Source organism: Bordetella petrii, assembly GCF_017356245.1.
Taxonomy (GTDB): domain Bacteria; phylum Pseudomonadota; class Gammaproteobacteria; order Burkholderiales; family Burkholderiaceae_B; genus Bordetella_A; species Bordetella_A petrii_D.
Genome location: NZ_JAFMZZ010000001.1, coordinates 1401096 through 1417579, shown reverse-complemented (window position 1 = coordinate 1417579; position 16484 = coordinate 1401096). Strand labels below are relative to the sequence as shown.

Sequence of the window (16484 nt, the reverse complement as noted above, 5' to 3'; positions counted from 1 at the left end):
GTCAGGCCTTGTCGCGCGGTTCGCCGGAGCCGAACAGGTTGGCTGCGCAGCGGCCGCAGATCTCGGGGTGGTCGGGGTCGCTGCCCACGTCCAGGCGCCAGTGCCAGCAGCGTTCGCACTTCTTGTGCGCCGACGGCGCGATCTCGACCCGCAGCTCGCCTTCGCCCTGGTGGACGGTGGCGCGCGAGACGATCAGCACGAAGCGCAGGTCGTCGCCCAGGCTGGCCAGCAGCGCGCGGTCGTCGCCGCCGGCGTACAGGTCGACTTCCGCCTGCAGCGACGAACCGATGCCGCCCGCCGTGCGCACTTCTTCGAGCTTGCGCTGCACCTCGGCGCGGATGGCGCGCAGGCGCGCCCATTTGGCGGCCAGCGCGTCGGCATCGGCATAGGGCGGCAGGGCGTGATAGACCTCGGTGAATATCGTGGCGCGCGAGACGTCGGCCTGGTGCTGCAGGGCCGAGCCCGCCAGCACCTGCCAGGCTTCTTCGGCGGTGAACGACAGCACTGGCGCCATCAGCTTGAGCAGCGCCTGGGTGATGTCGAGCAGGGCGGTCTGGGCCGAGCGCCGCGCCAGGCTGCCGGCGGCAGTGGTGTACAGGCGGTCTTTGAGGATATCCAGGTAGAACGCGCCCAGGTCTTCAGAGCAGAAGGTCTGCAGGCGCGACACGGCGGGGTGGAAGTCGTAGCGTTCGTAGTGGGCCAGCACTTCGGCCTGCATCTGCGCGGTCATGGTCAGCGCGTAGCGGTCGATTTCAAACAGCTCGCCGTAGGGCACCGCCTGGTTGACCGCGTCGAAGTCGGCCAGGTTGGCCAGCAGGAAGCGCAGCGTGTTGCGGATGCGCCGGTAGCCTTCGACCACCCGCTTGAGGATTTCGTCGGAGATCGACAGCTCGCCCGAATAATCGGTGGACGCCACCCACAGGCGCAGGATTTCCGCGCCCAGCGAATCGGACACTTTCTGCGGGGCGATCACGTTGCCCACCGATTTGCTCATCTTGCGGCCCTGGCCGTCGACCACGAAGCCGTGCGTCAGCAGCGCCTTGTACGGAGGCTGGCCGTACAGCATGCAGCCGGTCAGCAGCGATGAGTGGAACCAGCCGCGGTGCTGGTCCGAGCCTTCCAGGTACAGGTCGGCCGGCCAGGCCAGTTCGGCGCCGTGCGAGCCGCCCAGCGCCTGGTCTTTGCCGCCCAGCACGGTGGCGTGCGTGGTGCCCGAGTCGAACCAGACGTCGAGCGTGTCGCGGTTCTTTTCGTATTGGTCGGCTTCGTCGCCCAGGAGCTCGCGCGGGTCGAGCGATTGCCAGGCCTCGATGCCGTGCTGTTCAACGCGCTGGGCCACCTGTTCGAGCAATTCGGCGGTGCGCGGATGCAGCGCGCCGGTTTCTTTGTGCACGAAGAAGGCCATCGGCACGCCCCACTGGCGCTGGCGCGACAGGGTCCAGTCGGGCCGGTTGGCGATCATGGCATGCAGGCGCGCCCGGCCCCACGACGGGTAGAACGCGGTGGCGTCGATGCCGGCCAGGGCGCTTTCGCGCAGCGTGGGACCGCCATCGGCCGGCTCGACGTCCATGCCGGCGAACCACTGACTGGTGGCGCGATAGATGACCGGCGTCTTGTGGCGCCAGCAGTGCATGTAGCTGTGCGACAGCTTTTGCACGTCCATCAGCGAGCCGGCCGCCTTCAGGGCTTCGACGATGCGCGGGTTGGCGTCCCAGATCGACAGCCCGCCGAACAGCGGCAGGCTGTCGGCGTACTTGCCGTCGCCCAGCACGGGATTCAGGATGTCGTCGTCGACCAGCCCGTGCGCCTTGCACGACACGAAGTCTTCAATACCGTAGGCGGGGGCCGAATGCACCACGCCGGTGCCGGCGTCCAGCGTCACGTAATCGCCCAGGTATATCGGCGAGGTGCGGGCATAGCCGGCATCGGCGGCGGCCAGCGGATGATGGAAGCGCAGGCCGGACAGCGCGGCGCCGGGGGCGGTGGCGATGATCTCGCCTTCCAGGCCCCAGGCCTTCAGGCAGGCCTCGACGCGCTCGCGCGCCAGCAGCAGCAGGGGGCCATGGGCCGGCGCCGGCGTCACGCGCACCAGCGCGTATTCCAGTTCGGGGTGCACGTTCAGCGCCTGGTTGGCCGGGATGGTCCAGGGCGTGGTGGTCCAGATGACCACCGCGCCGTCATCGACCGCGTCCAGGCCGAAGGCGGCCGCCAGGCCCGCCTTGTCGGCGAACGGGAATGCCACGTCCACGGCCGGGTCGACGCGGTCGGCGTATTCCACCTCGGCTTCGGCCAGCGCCGAGCCGCAGTCGAAACACCAGTTCACCGGCTTCAGGCCGCGGAATACATAGCCCTTTTGCAGGATGCCGCCCAGCGCCCGGATCTCATTGGCTTCATTGCTGAAGTTCATGGTCAGGTAGGGGCGGTCCCATTCGCCCAGTACGCCCAGGCGCTTGAAGTCTTTGCGTTGCCGGTCGATCTGTTCCAGCGCGTAGGCGCGCGCCTTGGCCTGCACTTCGGTCACGGGCAAGTGCTTGCCGAATTTTTTCTCGATCTGGATCTCGATCGGCATGCCGTGGCAGTCCCAGCCCGGCACATAGTGCGCGTCGTAGCCGGCCATGTTGCGGCTCTTGACGATGATGTCTTTCAGGATCTTGTTGACCGCATGGCCGATATGGATGTCGCCGTTGGCATACGGTGGCCCGTCGTGCAGCACGAAGCGCGGCCGCCCGCGGCTGGCCGCGCGGATGGCCTGATACACGTGGTTTTCTTCCCATTGGGCAACCCAGGCGGGTTCGCGCCTGGCGAGGTCGCCCCGCATGGGGAAAGAGGTATCGGGCAGGTTGAGGGTTTTTTTATAGTCCATGAACGGCAAAATAGGCGCGCGCGTTTCGCGCGTCTTCGGCGATGGCGGCAGTCAGGGATGGGAGATCGGGAAACTTTTCTTCGTCCCGCAGTTTGTGCAGGAACTCGACTCGCACGAGTTTACCGTATGCGTCGACGGGCCCGTCGAGCACGTGGGCCTCGAGCAGCACGCGTCCGTGGTCTTCGATGGTGGGGCGCACGCCCAGGCTGGCCACCGCCGGGCGCGGCTGCGCGTCCAGGCCGTGGGTCCGCACCACATAGATACCGGAACGGGCGGCGCAGCGCGGCGCCACCCGCAGGTTCAGCGTGGGAAAACCCAGCGCGCGGCCCAGTTTCTGGCCATGGATGACGTGGCCGCTGATCTGGAACGGGCGGCCCAGCAAGTCCTGCGCCCGCGCCAGGTCGCCCACCGCCAGCGCGGTGCGCACTTCCGAGCTCGACACCCGGTGGCCGTGGCGATCGGTGATGTCGGCCAGGGTCTGCACCTCGAAGCCGTGCACCATGCCGGCTTCGCGCAGCAGGTCGATGTCGCCGCTGCGTTTGCGGCCGAACCGGAAATCTTCGCCCACCAGCAGCCAGCGCGTCTGCAGGCCGGCCACCAGCAGGTCTTCGATGAAGGCGTTGGCCGACATGTCGGCCAGGCGCGCATTGAAGCGCTCGATCACCACCTGGGACATGCCCTGGCAGGCCAGCGCCTCGAGCTTGTCGCGCAGGCCCGAAATGCGCGTGGGCGCCAGTTCGGGCCGCTGGTTCAGGGTGGCGAAGTATTCGCGCGGGTGCGGCTCGAAGGTCATGACGGTGGGCAGCAGGCCGCGCTCGCGGGCGGCTTGCCGTACGCGGGCCAGGATGGCCTGGTGGCCGCGGTGGACCCCATCGAAATTGCCGATGGTCAGCGCGCAGGGCATGCGCCGCCCGGGTGGCGGCGCGGATCGGTAGAGGTGCAGCGAGGTTTTCACGACCGAGAGTTTACAATTTTGGGTTGGCTCGCCTTTGGAATATCTCATCTTGCCCGAATCTCCTCCCTCTTCGTGCCGCCTGGTCATCCTGATATCGGGCCGGGGCAGCAATATGCAGGCCCTGGTGCGGGCTTGCCGCGGCCAGGCCTGGCCCGCCGAGGTCTGCGCGGTCATTTCCAGCCGGCCCGACGCGGCCGGGCTGCAGTGGGCGCGCGAGCAGGGCATCGCCACCGGGGCGCTGTACCACAAAGATTTCCCCAGCCGCGAGGCCTTTGACACGGCGCTGGCCGGCGAAATCGACCAGTACCGGCCCGATTACGTGCTGCTGGCCGGGTTCATGCGCGTGCTGACGCCGGCCTTCGTCAACCACTACGCCGGCCGGCTGGTGAATATCCATCCGTCGCTGTTGCCCATGTTCCCGGGCCTGCACACGCATGCCCAGGCGCTGGCCACCGGCGTGCGCCTGCATGGCTGCACCGTGCATTTCGTCACCCCCGTGCTCGACCACGGGCCTATCATCGCGCAAGGCTGCGTGCCGGTCCTGGGGGGCGACACGCCTGAAACCCTGGCCGAACGCGTGCTGCAGGTCGAACACCAGGCCTATCCCGCGGCGGTGCGCTGGCTGGCCGAAGGGCGGGTGCGCCTGACGCCCGACCAGCGCGTCGAAGTCCAGGGCGAGCCGCAGCGCCTGTTCATGGGGGGCGGTGCGGCCTGAGGCCGCCCGCCGCACCTTCGGTAGTCTGACTGGCCGGGGCGGATGCCCCGGCTTCGATTGGAAACATCATGAGCAAGAATTCCACTTCCCGGCCGCGCAGCGCCGGTTCGCCCGCCGCGCGGCGGCCCGATGCGCGGGGCGATTCCCGCCGCGCGCCGGCCGGCAGGCCGGCCACGCAGCCGCGCACGCCGCCGGCGGTCATCCGCATCGACCAGGTCCAGCGCGTGCTGGGCGAAATCCTGCAGTGGCGCTATCCCGCCGATGCCGCGCTGTCGCACTGGCTGCGTGCCCATCCGGCCCTGGGTGGCCGCGACCGGGGCGAAGTCGCCGAGGCCGTCTACGACGTACTGCGGCACCTGCGCCGCTACCGGCAGCTGTCCGAAAGCGGCAGCGGGGCGGCGTCGCGGCGCCTGGCCATTCTGGGCCTGGCGGCGACGCTGGGCGCCGCCGCCCTGCGCGACGGGCTGGACCCCGCCGAAGACGAATGGCTGCAGCGCGTCGGCCGCATCGACCCGGCCACGCTGCCGCGCGCGGTGCGCGCCAGCATGCCGGACTGGCTGGACGAGCGCCTGGGGCGCCTGGATGACCCGGACGCGCTGATGGCGGCATTGAACCGGCCCGCGCCGCTGGATTTGCGGGTCAACCCGCTCAAGGCCGAGCGCGATGCCGCGCTGGCAGCCCTGGTCGACAGTCCGGCGGCGCGCTTCGATCCCCAGCCCACCCCGCATTCCCCGTGGGGCATCCGGCTGGCGGGCCGTCCGGCGGTCAACCGTTGGCCGCAGTTCGAAAACGGCAGCCTCGAAGTGCAGGACGAAGGCAGCCAGCTGCTGGCGCTGCTGGTGGGGCCGCGGCGCGGTGAAATGATCATCGACTTCTGCGCCGGCGCGGGCGGCAAGTCCCTGCTGCTGGGGGCGCTGATGCGCTCCACCGGGCGCCTGTACGCCTTCGACGTCTCGGCCGCCCGCCTGGCCCGGGCCAAGCCGCGCTTTGCGCGCAGCGGCCTGTCCAATGTGGTGCCGGTGGCCATCGACGGCGAGAACGACACGCGGGTCAAGCGGCTGGCCGGCAAGGCCCAGCGCGTGCTGGTCGATGCGCCGTGCAGCGGTATCGGCACGCTGCGCCGCAATCCCGACCTGAAATGGCGCCAGCATCCCGAGGCCCTGGCCGAATTGTGCGCTCTGCAGGCGCGCATCCTGAACAGCGCCGCGCGCTGCGTGGCGCCGGGCGGGCGGCTGGTCTATGCCACCTGCAGCCTGCTGGACGAAGAAAACGCGGCGCAGGCCGAGCAGTTCCTGGCCACGCATCCCGATTTCGAATTGATCGACGGCGCCGCCTTGCTCGAAAGCCGGTGCCCGGACCTGCAGCTGGAAGGGCCTTACGTGCAGCTGCGTCCCGACGTGCACGGCACCGACGGTTTCTTCGCGGCGGTGTTCGAGCGCAAGAAGAACGCCGCCAGGCCGGCCGGCGAAACCGCCGGCGCGGCGGCAGCGGCCGGAGCGCCCGAGCCGGCCGAGGTTGCAGAGGCGGCCCCGGCGGACGGCGCGGCCGCCGGCCAGCCGGACGAACTGGCGCAGTCCTAGCGGGCAGGGCGGGCCGGCAGCACCCGCACGTCGGCGCTGACCTGCTGCAGGGCGGCGCCGCGCGTCTGGTAGCGCACCTGCCAGGCCAGGGTGTCCGTGCCGGGCTGGCGCGCCCGGTAGCGTACCTGGGCCACCGGCACGGCCATCGTCGCGCAGCGTCCGCCCGCCTGCACGGGTTGCTGTTGGATATGTACGACAGTCGCCTTGCCCAGGCGCGGCGGGGTGGTGATCTGCACGCGCGGCGGCCGCAGCGCCAGGCAGTCCGCCGGGCGGATTTCGTAATAGCTGGCCAGCAGCACGTCCTGCCCGACGGCAGTCTGCGCCGAGATATCGGCCGCCGCCGCGGCTGTAACGCCCAGACATGAGAAAAAAAGGGGCCAGATTGCTCGGCCGACCTGCGGCAGTATCATGGGTACGGTGCCCCTACTGGGGTAACAAGTCAGGAAAAGGCCACATTCTGCCAGCCAAAACGTGTCGATATGCGGGCTTAGTCCTTGATTTGTCATTGAAAACTATTTTGCAAACAAGCTGTCATAAGCAAACCAGGTAGGCTAAACTGCCTGCCATTCTTCAAGCGAGGCTCGCAAAAAGCTATATGGATCAATTCCTCTCCTTCCTTTCCGGGGGCTTTACCCAGGCTACCTGGTGGCAGATCGTCCTGTACACGCTGGCGCTGACGCACGTCACCATCGTGTCGGTCACGGTCTTCCTGCACCGCAGCCAAGCGCACCGTGGGCTGGACCTGCATCCGGCAGTCATGCATTTCTTCCGGTTCTGGCTCTGGATGACCACGGGCATGGTCACGAAGGAATGGGTTGCCATCCACCGCAAGCACCACGCCAAGTGCGAAAAAGAGGGCGACCCCCATTCGCCCATGCTGTTCGGCATCTGGAAAGTGCTGTTCCGCGGCGCCGAGCTGTACCGCCTTGAATCGGCCAACAAGGAAACCATGGCCAAGTTCGGCCACGGCACCCCCGACGACTGGCTCGAGCGCAACCTGTATTCCAAGCACAGCCTGATGGGCGTGATGATCATGCTGGCCATCGACGTCGCCCTGTTCGGCGCCATCGGCCTCACCGTGTGGGCCGTGCAGATGGCCTGGATCCCGTTCTGGGCGGCCGGCGTGGTCAACGGCATCGGCCACTACTGGGGCTACCGCAACTACAACAGCCCCGATACCAGCACCAACGTGTTCCCGTGGGGCATCGTCATCGGCGGCGAAGAGCTGCACAACAACCACCATGCCCATGGCACCTCGGCCAAGTTCTCGGCCAAGTGGTACGAATTCGACATCGGCTGGTGCTACATCAGCGTGCTGAAGTTCTTCGGCCTGGCCAAGATCAAGAAGGTCGCGCCCAAGCTCAAGCTCGAATCCAGCGCCAAGGCCATCGATCTGCGCACCCTGCAGGGCGTCATCACGCACCGCTACGAAGTCATGGCCCGCTACGCCGACATCGTCAAGACGACCGTGCGCGAAGAACTCGACAAGCTCAAGCCCGCACAGGGCGATGCCGTGTCGCGCCTGCAGCGCGTGCGCCGCTGGCTGCACAGCAACGAAGATGTCCTGCAGCCCGAGCAGCGCGCCGAGGTCGACCAGGCCATCGCGCAGAACCAGTCGCTGTCCACGCTGGTGCAGATGCGCCGCGAACTGGGCCGCCTGTGGGAAAGCTCCAGCGCCAGCAGCGAGCAGCTGCTGCATGACCTGCAGGCCTGGTGCCAGCGCGCCCAGCAAAGCGGCATCGCCGGGCTCGAACAGTTCGCCCTTCGCCTGAGCCGCTACGCGGCATGATGCTAGAGCAGCTCAACCCTGAACAACGCGCCGCTGTAACGCTCGAACCGCAGCATGCCCTGGTCCTGGCCGGGGCGGGCAGCGGCAAGACCCGGGTTCTCACCACCCGCATGGCCTGGCTGATTCAAACCGGCCAGGCCAGTCCATTTGGGCTGTTGGCAGTCACCTTCACCAACAAGGCGGCGCGCGAGATGCTGGCGCGCATGTCGGCCATGCTGCCCATCGATACGCGCGGCCTCTGGATCGGCACGTTTCACGGGTTGTGCAACCGCATGCTGCGCGCCCATCACCGCGACGCGGGCCTGCCGCAAACCTTCCAGATTCTCGACACCACCGACCAGCTGGCCGCCATCAAGCGCCTGCTCAAGGCCAACGGCATCGACGATGAAAAATACCCGCCGCGCGATGTGCAGCGGTTCATCAACGGCGCCAAGGAAGACGGCCTGCGTCCCGGCGACGTCGAAGTCCACGACAGCCACCGCCGCCGCCTGGTCGAGATCTACCAGCTGTACGAGGCCCAGTGCCAGCGCGAAGGCGTGGTCGATTTCGCCGAACTGCTGCTGCGCGCGCACGAGCTGCTGACGCGCAACGCGCCGGTGCGCGAACACTACCAGCGGCGCTTCCGGCATATCCTGGTCGACGAGTTCCAGGACACCAACACCCTGCAGTACAAATGGCTGAGGCTGCTGGCCGGCGGCGGGGCGTCCATCTTCGCGGTGGGCGACGACGATCAGTCCATCTATGCGTTCCGTGGCGCCAATGTCGGCAATATGGCCGATTTCGAGCGCGAATATGCGCGCGGCACGGTCATCCGGCTCGAGCAGAACTATCGGTCGTACGGCCACATCCTGGATTCGGCCAACGCGCTCATCGGCCACAACAGCGGGCGGCTGGGCAAGAACCTCTGGACCGAACAGGGCGAAGGCGAGCCCGTGCGCGTCATCGAGCAGCCTTCCGACGGCATCGAGGCGCAATGGCTGGTCGACGAGGTGCGCTCGCTGATCAACGAAGGCAGCCTGCGCCGCGAGATTGCCGTGCTGTACCGCAGCAACGCCCAGTCGCGCGTGCTCGAGCATGCGCTGTTTTCGGCCGGCATTCCCTACAAGGTGTACGGCGGGCTGCGCTTTTTCGAACGCCAGGAAATCAAGCACGCGCTGGCGTATCTGCGCCTGATGGCCAACCCCGACGACGATACGTCCTGGATGCGGGTGGTGAATTTCCCCACGCGCGGCATCGGCGCGCGCACGCTCGAACAGCTTACCGACGCGGCCCGTGCGCAAGACACCAGCCTGGCCGGCGCCGTGGCGCGCGTGGCGGGCAAGGGCGGCGCCAATCTGGCCCAGTTCGCCCAGCTGATCGGCCGCATGGCCCACGACACGCGCGAGCTGCCCCTGCCCGAACTGGTCGAGCACATGCTCGAGGCCAGCGGCCTGGTGGCTCACTACAAGACCGAACGCGAAGGCGCCGAACGCCTGGAAAACCTCAACGAGCTCATCACCGCCGCGGCGGTGTTCGCCTCGGAAGAAAACTTCGATGGCCTGCCCGCCGGGCAGGTGCCCGACCTGGGCGCCGACGTGCCGCCCGACGGCCTGACGCCGCTGGCGGCTTTCCTGGCGCATGCCGCGCTCGAGGCCGGCGACAACCAGGCCCAGGCCGGCCAGGACGCCGTCCAGCTGATGACGGTGCACGCGGCCAAGGGGCTGGAGTTCGATGCCGTGTTCATCACGGGGCTGGAAGAAGGCCTGTTTCCCCATGAAAACAGCATCCTCGAACCTTCCGGCCTGGAAGAAGAACGGCGCCTGATGTATGTGGCGATCACGCGGGCGCGCCAGCGCCTGTATCTCAGCCTGGCGCAAAGCCGCATGCTGCATGGCCAGACGCGCTATGCCATGCGCTCGCGCTTTCTCGATGAAATTCCCGAGCAGCACCTGAAATGGCTGACTCCGCGGGCGGGCGCCGCCCACGCGCATGCGGGCTTCGGCGAGTCGGCCGCCTGGAGCGGGCGGGGCGACGCCTTCGGACGCCGGCCCACCGGCATCATCGCGCCGCGGGTGCCGCGCGGCGTTACCAGCGGTGTCATGGTGGGCGATCGGCAGTATCGTATCGGCCAGGGTGTGCGGCATGCCAGGTTCGGCGACGGCACCATCATCGGCTTGAGCGGATCCGGCCAGGACGCCCAGGCGCAGATCCAGTTTCGCGACGTCGGCGCCAAGACACTGGCGCTGGGCATTGCCAAGCTGGACATCATCCAGGAATGAACACCATGAGCAGCAGCGAGGCGACACAATCCGAACTGGCGGCGCTGCGCGCCGAAATCGATGAAATCGACCAGCAGATCATGCTGCTGCTCGGCGTGCGCTTTCGCTGCACCGACATGATCGGCGAACTGAAACAGGCCAGCGGCCTGGACCCGGCCGACCCCCAGCGGGCCGCGCAGCAGCTCGACCGCATCCGCCACCTGGCCATCGATGCGGGCGTGCCGCCCGACCTGGCGGTCACGATCCTGCGGGCCATCATCGATACGGTGGTCGACCATCAGCGCCTGCGGCGCGAACGGCCTTATTCCTGATCCGCGCGCGGCGTTTTCACAGCTGCACGTAGACCGTCCCGTTCTCGATCTTTACCGGATAGCTGCGGATATCCTGCTTCAACGGCGCGCACAGCGCCTTGCCGTCGCGCACATCGAAACGTCCCTGATGCAGAGGGCATTCGATCTCATGGCCCTCCAGGAAACCGTCGCACAGCCGGGCCAGGCCGTGGGTACAGAGGTTGTCGGTGGCATACACGGCGTCGCCCACGGCATACAGGGCCAGTTCGCGGCCGCCGGCCTCGCAGGGCGTGACATCGTCGGCAGCAAGTTCGCTGTGCGGCAAGGCCTCGGTCCAGCAGGCAGTCGTCATGGGTGTGTCCTCGCGTGCGGCATGGTTCGGCCCTATAGCGGATAAATCAATGAATTGGGAATCAGCTCGCTGTCGAAGATGCATTGCCGCGATGCGAACTTCAGGCCCTGCGGCGTGTGCTGGATGACGTCCAGGTAGCGTCCCACATTGAACACCGTGGTGGGCTGGCTGGGCTTGGTGCGAAACACCGCATAGCTGGCCTCGGATTCGATCTGCTCGCCGTTGGCCGATAAGATGCGGGGGGCACCGATGACATGGCGCTGGTAGTACGGGTCGTGGAAAATCGTCTCGCTGATGGCGTAGACCCGGTCCTGCAGCATGCCCTTGCTTTCAAAAGCCAGGGTGGCCAGCGGGAAGCCGCGCTCGTGGTTTTCGCGCGGCACGATGCGGTACGAGCATGCGTCTGTGAAGAATTCCGGCCATTGCTGCCATTGACCGGCATCCAGCGCGGCGGCGTAATCGGTGTAAAGGCGCAGCAGCGCCTGGTAAGTCTGGAAGTCGACCATGCCGTCAGGCCTCCATGACGCGCCGCCAGTACGCGTACATGCCGCGTATCAGCGTCTCGGTCACCATATGTTCGGTATTTTCCACCGTACGCCCGCCCAGTTCGGCCAGCGCGCGGTGCCGGGGCCTTTGCCCGAATCCCGCCTGCGACAGTTCGATGACCTCGCCGTCGTCGGCCGACACGAACCCGGCCGGGCCGAACAGATTGGCCTGGCGCAGCCGGCGGCGCGTCATCTCGGGCGTGTCGTCGGCAAAGCCGAAATGGGTCCAGACAAAATCGAAGGCATCGTGGCCCACCGGCTGGATGTGGCGCGTCGACAGCGAGTTCACCTGCTGCTGGATGATCAGGCTGGGAAACAGCGTCATCAATACTGCCGTGGGGCCGTTCCACCAGGGTTCGGGCACGATGTCCAGGAACCGGTCGTCGTGCAGCTGCATCTGCTCTTTGAAACTGGCCACGCCCTGCGTCACCGAGCTTTTCTGGCCGCCCTGGCCGCGGGTGGAGATCATGGCGGCGTGGCGGAAGTGCGAATCCATTTTCAGCTGCGCCCGGTTGTCGGCGCGCCACAGGCCGAACGTGACGAACCAGGTATGCAGCAGCCCGGGATGGTAGGGGTCTTTGATGTTCTCCTGCATCAGCTTCCAGTTGCCGCCGATGCGCTGGCGGCTGTAGCCGTGCACCACCAGTTCGCGGCCGTCGAACACGCGGTCGAAATAATGCAGGATGTCCGGGCCCAGGAACGCTTCCAGCGGCTCGACCTGGTGGTCAAACGAGGCGAACACCACGCCGTGCCGGCAGGCCACGGCCAGCTGGTTCAGGCCGTGCTCGGCCGGATCGAAATCCGGCGGCATGCCGCCGTTGACCCGCCCGTCCTGCTTGACGCCGCGCCGCAGCGGCACGCCGATCAGCCGGCCCTGCAGGTCGTAGTTCCATTGGTGGTACGGACACACGAACTCGCTGCGGTGGCCGGCCCGCTCGCGGCAGAATTGCACGCCCCGATGGGCGCACAGGTTCTCCAGCACGCGCACCGCGCCGTCCGCGTCGCGCACCAGGATGACCGACCGTTCGCCGATGGCGGTGCGCTTGAAGTCGCCGGGCCGGGGGATCTCGGCCTCGAGGCCGACATAGTTCCAGTGCCCCTGGTAGAAAAAGCGCTGCATTTCGCGCGCATGCAGGGACGCATCGGTATAAACGCCGAACGGGATCCGGCTGGAACCGTTGTCCGGCCAGGCCACGCGGGCCTCGGGCGGCGCGCTCGGGTTCATGGGGTGCTCCGGCAACAGGTCGGGGCGATGGGCGGCAAGGCGCGGGCGGGCATGATGTCTCTCCGTTTCATGGTGTTTTGCCGCCATCATCGTGCGCGCCGCCGAATTAATAAATAGAATTCAATGAATAGGCAAAATCACCAAAATCAATAATGGTGGAGACAGGCATGAACCTGAAAGACGTCGACTTGAACCTGCTGGTGGTTTTCGACGAATTGCTCAAGCAGGGCAGTGTCTCGGGCGCCGCGGCCAGCCTGGGGGTATCGCAGCCCGGAGTCAGCAACGCGCTGAACCGGCTGCGCCGCCTGCTGGGCGACGAGCTGTTCCTGCGCACATCGCGCGGCATGGTGCCCACGCCCTATGCGGATGCGCTGGCCGACCCCCTGGCAGGCGCGCTCGACGCCATCCGCGATACCCTCAACGCGCGTGCCGCCTTCGATCCGGCCAGCAGCCGGCGCGGCTTTGTCATCGGCGTCAGCGACGTGGGCGAAACCTACTTCCTGCCCCGCCTGATGCGCCATCTGGCCGAGCTCGCGCCCGGCGTCACCATCCGCACGGCGCGCACTACTTCGCTGGATGTGAAAGACGAGATGGAGCGCGGCCGCATCGACCTGGCCATGGGCTTCCTGCCGGCGCTCAAGGGCGGATTCTTCCAGCGCCGGCTGTTCCGCCAGCCCTATGTCTGCCTGTTCCGGCGCGGCCATCCGCTGGCGCGCGGCGCCGTGTCATTGCGCCAGTTCCGGGCGGCCGAGCACGTGGCCATTCTGGCCGAAGGCACGGGCCACGGCGTGGTGGACGAGATCATGCAGCGTGCGGCCATCGCCCGCCGCGTACGGCTGACCGTTCCGCATTTCATGGCGGTGGGGCCGGTGCTGCAAAGCACCGACATGATCGCCGTGGTGCCGCAACGGTTCGCCGACTGTGTCTGCGAACCGTTCGGCCTCATGGCCGCGGCCTGTCCGGTGAAGATTCCCGAATCGGTCATCAATGTGTTCTGGCATGCGCGCAGCCACCGCGAGGCCGCCAACCAGTGGCTGCGCCAGATGATCGTCGAAGTGTTCGGGGAGTAAGCGAACCTACTGGATGTTTTCCAGCGCTTCCTGCAGTTCCAGCCAGCGCTCTTCGAGCGACTGCATGCGCTTGCCCAGTTCGCCGTGCTCGGCCATGACCTGCTGGCGTTCGGCGCGGCGCGCATCGGAATACAGGTCGGCGTCGGCGATGATGTCGTCCAGCTTCTGCAGGGTGGCGCGGGTTTTTTCCATGCCGGACTCGACCTTGGCCAGTTCAGTTTCCAACGGCTTACGCAGGGTGGCCAGGCGCTGGCGCTGTTCGGCCTCGAGCCGCCGTTGCGCCTTGCGGTTGACCGCCTCGGCCGCGCTTGCGGGGTCGCGGGCGGCGGCATCGGCCGCCTTTTCTTCGGCATTGCGCGCCGCCAGCCAGTCCCGGTAGTCTTCCAGGTCGCCGTCGAACTCGTGCACGGCGCCGTCGGCCACCACCCAGAAACTGTCGACGGTGGTGCGCAGCAGATGGCGGTCGTGCGACACCAGCAGCATGCTGCCGGAAAATTCCGCCAGGGCCGCGGCCAGCGCCTCGCGAGTTTCGACGTCAAGGTGGTTGCTGGGCTCGTCCAGCAGCAGCAGGTTGGGTTTTTGCCATACGATCAGCGCCAGCGCCAGGCGGGCCTTCTCGCCGCCCGACATCGGCCCCACCAGGCCGGTGGCGGCGTCGCCCGAAAAACCGAAGCCCCCCAGGTAATTGCGCAGTTCCTGTTCGCGCGCATCGGGCGCCAGGCGCGCCAGGTGGGCCAGGGGCGTGGCGTCCAGGTCCAGCATGTCGAGCTGGTGCTGGTGGAAGTAGCCGATGGCCAGGCCGCGCGAGGCGCGCCGTTCGCCCGCCTGCGCCGGCAGTTCTTCGGCCAGGGTCTTGATCAGCGTGCTCTTGCCGGCGCCGTTGGCGCCCAACACGCCGATCCGGCTGCCCGCGCGCACCATCAGCGTCACATCGCGCAGAATGGGCACGTCCTGGCCGGCCGCGTCGGTATAGCCGGCCGACAGGTGTTCCAGCGCCAGCAGCGGATCGGGCATATGGTCGGGCGACGGAATGCGGATGTCGATGCCGGCTTCGGCGTGCAGCGGCGCCAGGGCTTCCATGCGCGCCAGCGCCTTGACCCGGCTTTGTGCCTGCTTGGCCTTGCTGGCCTTGGCCTTGAAGCGGTCGATGAAGCCCTGCAACCGCGCCGCTTCGCGCGCCTGCCGTTCGTGCGCCAGGCTGGTCTGGCGCAGGCGTTCGGCGCGCTGGGTCAGGAAATCCTGGTAGCCGCCGCGGTACCGCACCAGCTTGCCGTGGTCGAAATGCAGGACGGCGCGCGCCACGGCATCCAGGAATTCGGTGTCGTGCGAAATCAGCAGCACCGTGCCGGGATAGGCGGCCAGCCATTTTTCCAGCCACAGCATCGCGTCCAGGTCGAGGTGGTTGGTGGGCTCGTCGAGCAGCAGCAGGTCGGACGGGGCCATCAGCGCGCGGGCAAGCGCCAGGCGCATGCGCCAGCCGCCCGAGAAGCTGGCCACCGGCTGCATCCATTCGTGCGGCTTGAAGCCCAGGCCGGCCAGCAACTGCTCGGCGCGCGAGGCGGCGCTCCAGGCGCCGGCCTCGACCAGCGCGGACTCGGCCTCGGCGATCTGCGTGCCCTGGTCGTCGCGCAGGGCCGCGCGCTGGGCCTGCAGTCGCCGCAGATGGGTGTCGCCATCGATCACGAACTCGCGCGCCGGCTGTGCGTCTGCGGCCAGTTCTTGCTGCACGCTGGCAATGCGCCAGCCGGCCGGCAGGTCGATATTGCCGGCGTCGACGTCCAGCGCGCCGGTCAGCAAGGCGAACAGCGACGATTTGCCGGCGCCGTTCTTGCCGACGATGCCGACGCGTTCGCCGGGATGCACGACGAAGTCCGCGCCGTCGAGCAGCACCTTGGTGCCGCGGCGCAGGGTCAATCCAGAAGCTCGTATCACGGAAGAGTAGGGTCCTGGGCCAGTTGTTCGCGGGCCAGCAGCAGGATCTGGTCGCTGGCGGCCTCGGTATCCAGCCACACAGGCTGCAGCTGCGGAAAGGCCGCCTCGAAGTGCGGGCGCTCATGGCCGATTTCCAGAACCAGCACGCCCTGGGGGGCCAGGTAGCCGGGCGCGGCGGCCAGGATGCGCCGCACCAGGTCCATGCCGTCGGTGCCCCCGGCCAGCGCCAGGCTGGGCTCATGGCGGTACTCGTCGGGCAGGGCCGCCATCGACGCGCTGTTCACGTAGGGCGGATTGCACACGATGACGTCATACGCGCAGGCCGGCAATTGGTCGAAAAGGTCGCTGCGGTGCAGCGCCAGGCGGTCTTGCAGGCTGTAGTCGGCCACGTTGCGGCGCGCCACGTCCAGCGCATCGGGCGAGACGTCCACCGCATCGACGCGGGCGTCGGGGAAGGCCAGCGCCGCCAGGATAGCCAGGCAGCCAGAGCCCGTGCACATGTCCAGCACCGCCTGCACCGATTCGGGCTCGACCCAGGGCGCCAGGCCCTGCTCCAGCAGCTCGGCAATGGGCGAACGCGGCACGATGACGCGCGTATCGACGTAAAAGCGGTGGCCACACAGCCAGGCTTCCTGGGTCAGGTAGGCGGCCGGCAGGCGCTGGGCCACGCGCCGGTCGAACAGGTCGAGCACGCGCGCGCGCTCGTCCGGCAGGACGCGGGCGTCCAGGAAAGGATCGAGCGTGTCCAGCGGCAGGTGCAGCGCGTGCAGCGCCAGGTAGACGGCCTCGTCCCAGGCATTGTCGCTGCCGTGGCCCAGTGCGACGCCGGACTCGCGCAGGCGCGACACGCCATAGCGGATCAGGTCGCGCAGCGTCTGCAGTTCAGAGCGGGAAGATGAAGGCATGGCGG

The 16484-nt window shown here is 67.7% G+C and carries 14 protein-coding genes; 6 read left to right on the top strand and 8 right to left on the bottom strand.

Annotation, left to right across the window (positions count from 1 at the left end; all coding sequences use genetic code 11):
* Window position 1: 1 nt before the first annotated feature.
* The gene (gene ileS / locus J2P76_RS06840; protein ID WP_207405564.1) at window positions 2-2863 is read right to left on the bottom strand and encodes an isoleucine--tRNA ligase; all 2862 of its coding nucleotides are present in this window, start codon (window positions 2861-2863) and stop codon (window positions 2-4) included.
* Window positions 2853-3818, bottom strand: a complete 966-nt coding sequence (locus tag J2P76_RS06835; protein WP_207405562.1) for a bifunctional riboflavin kinase/FAD synthetase — start codon at window positions 3816-3818, stop codon at window positions 2853-2855. The genes ileS and J2P76_RS06835 overlap by 11 nt, the downstream gene beginning before the upstream one ends.
* A 112-nt stretch (window positions 3819-3930) precedes the next feature.
* Here J2P76_RS06835 and purN point away from each other — a divergent pair, with 112 nt between their 5' ends.
* A complete protein-coding gene (purN, locus tag J2P76_RS06830) occupies window positions 3931-4533 on the top strand; it encodes a phosphoribosylglycinamide formyltransferase (protein ID WP_242697495.1) in 603 nt (200 codons plus the stop codon).
* A gap of 224 nt (window positions 4534-4757) precedes the next feature.
* Window positions 4758-6113 (top strand): RsmB/NOP family class I SAM-dependent RNA methyltransferase, encoded by a 1356-nt coding sequence (locus J2P76_RS06825; RefSeq protein WP_207409140.1) that lies wholly within the window; start codon window positions 4758-4760, stop codon window positions 6111-6113.
* Here the strand turns inward: J2P76_RS06825 and J2P76_RS06820 are convergent.
* Entirely contained in the window at window positions 6110-6523 is a 414-nt protein-coding gene (locus J2P76_RS06820) for a hypothetical protein (RefSeq protein WP_242697316.1), read from the bottom strand. The two genes, J2P76_RS06825 and J2P76_RS06820, sit on opposite strands and share 4 nt — an antisense overlap.
* Window positions 6524-6708: 185 nt before the next feature.
* On the opposite strand from J2P76_RS06820, the gene J2P76_RS06815 reads away from it, so the two are divergent.
* The 3 genes from J2P76_RS06815 to J2P76_RS06805 are packed head-to-tail and all read left to right on the top strand — an operon-like array spanning window position 6709 to window position 10471.
* The gene (locus tag J2P76_RS06815) at window positions 6709-7902 is read left to right on the top strand and encodes a DesA family fatty acid desaturase (protein ID WP_207405558.1); all 1194 of its coding nucleotides are present in this window, start codon (window positions 6709-6711) and stop codon (window positions 7900-7902) included.
* Entirely contained in the window at window positions 7899-10160 is a 2262-nt protein-coding gene (locus J2P76_RS06810; protein WP_207405555.1) for a UvrD-helicase domain-containing protein, read from the top strand. Before J2P76_RS06815 ends, J2P76_RS06810 begins: the two co-directional genes overlap by 4 nt.
* A 5-nt stretch (window positions 10161-10165) precedes the next feature.
* Window positions 10166-10471 carry a chorismate mutase gene (locus J2P76_RS06805; RefSeq protein WP_207405553.1) on the top strand — a complete coding sequence of 102 codons (306 nt, stop codon included), beginning with the start codon at window positions 10166-10168 and terminating at the stop codon, window positions 10469-10471.
* Between the two features lie 16 nt (window positions 10472-10487).
* Here J2P76_RS06805 and J2P76_RS06800 read toward each other — a convergent pair whose 3' ends face one another.
* The 3 genes from J2P76_RS06800 to J2P76_RS06790 are packed head-to-tail and all read right to left on the bottom strand — an operon-like array spanning window position 10488 to window position 12572.
* Window positions 10488-10802 carry a non-heme iron oxygenase ferredoxin subunit gene (locus J2P76_RS06800; protein ID WP_207405551.1) on the bottom strand — a complete coding sequence of 105 codons (315 nt, stop codon included), beginning with the start codon at window positions 10800-10802 and terminating at the stop codon, window positions 10488-10490.
* 32 nt (window positions 10803-10834) lie between these two features.
* Window positions 10835-11308: an aromatic-ring-hydroxylating dioxygenase subunit beta gene (locus tag J2P76_RS06795; RefSeq protein ID WP_207405549.1), complete on the bottom strand. Its 474-nt coding sequence runs from the start codon at window positions 11306-11308 to the stop codon at window positions 10835-10837.
* A 4-nt stretch (window positions 11309-11312) separates the two neighbouring features.
* On the bottom strand, window positions 11313-12572 hold the full coding sequence (locus J2P76_RS06790) for an aromatic ring-hydroxylating dioxygenase subunit alpha (RefSeq protein WP_207405547.1): 1260 nt from the start codon (window positions 12570-12572) through the stop codon (window positions 11313-11315).
* A gap of 167 nt (window positions 12573-12739) precedes the next feature.
* On the opposite strand from J2P76_RS06790, the gene J2P76_RS06785 reads away from it, so the two are divergent.
* Window positions 12740-13642, top strand: a complete 903-nt coding sequence (locus tag J2P76_RS06785; protein WP_207405545.1) for a LysR family transcriptional regulator — start codon at window positions 12740-12742, stop codon at window positions 13640-13642.
* 6 nt (window positions 13643-13648) lie between these two features.
* Here the strand turns inward: J2P76_RS06785 and J2P76_RS06780 are convergent, their stop codons facing one another.
* Both J2P76_RS06780 and prmB read right to left on the bottom strand, forming a co-directional pair.
* Window positions 13649-15574: an ATP-binding cassette domain-containing protein gene (locus J2P76_RS06780; RefSeq protein WP_207405543.1), complete on the bottom strand. Its 1926-nt coding sequence runs from the start codon at window positions 15572-15574 to the stop codon at window positions 13649-13651.
* Window positions 15571-16479 carry a 50S ribosomal protein L3 N(5)-glutamine methyltransferase gene (gene prmB, locus J2P76_RS06775; protein ID WP_207405541.1) on the bottom strand — a complete coding sequence of 303 codons (909 nt, stop codon included), beginning with the start codon at window positions 16477-16479 and terminating at the stop codon, window positions 15571-15573. Before prmB ends, J2P76_RS06780 begins: the two co-directional genes overlap by 4 nt.
* Window positions 16480-16484: the final 5 nt, after the last annotated feature.

Coding starts and splice junctions, on each gene's coding strand:
- ileS (WP_207405564.1), bottom strand. CDS start 2,863: ATGGACTATAAAAAAACCCTCAACCTGCCCGATACCTCTTTCCCCATG.
- purN (WP_242697495.1), top strand. CDS start 3,931: ATGCAGGCCCTGGTGCGGGCTTGCCGCGGCCAGGCCTGGCCCGCCGAG.
- J2P76_RS06820 (WP_242697316.1), bottom strand. CDS start 6,523: ATGATACTGCCGCAGGTCGGCCGAGCAATCTGGCCCCTTTTTTTCTCA.
- J2P76_RS06815 (WP_207405558.1), top strand. CDS start 6,709: ATGGATCAATTCCTCTCCTTCCTTTCCGGGGGCTTTACCCAGGCTACC.
- J2P76_RS06810 (WP_207405555.1), top strand. CDS start 7,899: ATGATGCTAGAGCAGCTCAACCCTGAACAACGCGCCGCTGTAACGCTC.
- J2P76_RS06805 (WP_207405553.1), top strand. CDS start 10,166: ATGAGCAGCAGCGAGGCGACACAATCCGAACTGGCGGCGCTGCGCGCC.
- J2P76_RS06800 (WP_207405551.1), bottom strand. CDS start 10,802: ATGACGACTGCCTGCTGGACCGAGGCCTTGCCGCACAGCGAACTTGCT.
- J2P76_RS06795 (WP_207405549.1), bottom strand. CDS start 11,308: ATGGTCGACTTCCAGACTTACCAGGCGCTGCTGCGCCTTTACACCGAT.
- J2P76_RS06790 (WP_207405547.1), bottom strand. CDS start 12,572: ATGAACCCGAGCGCGCCGCCCGAGGCCCGCGTGGCCTGGCCGGACAAC.
- J2P76_RS06785 (WP_207405545.1), top strand. CDS start 12,740: ATGAACCTGAAAGACGTCGACTTGAACCTGCTGGTGGTTTTCGACGAA.
- prmB (WP_207405541.1), bottom strand. CDS start 16,479: ATGCCTTCATCTTCCCGCTCTGAACTGCAGACGCTGCGCGACCTGATC.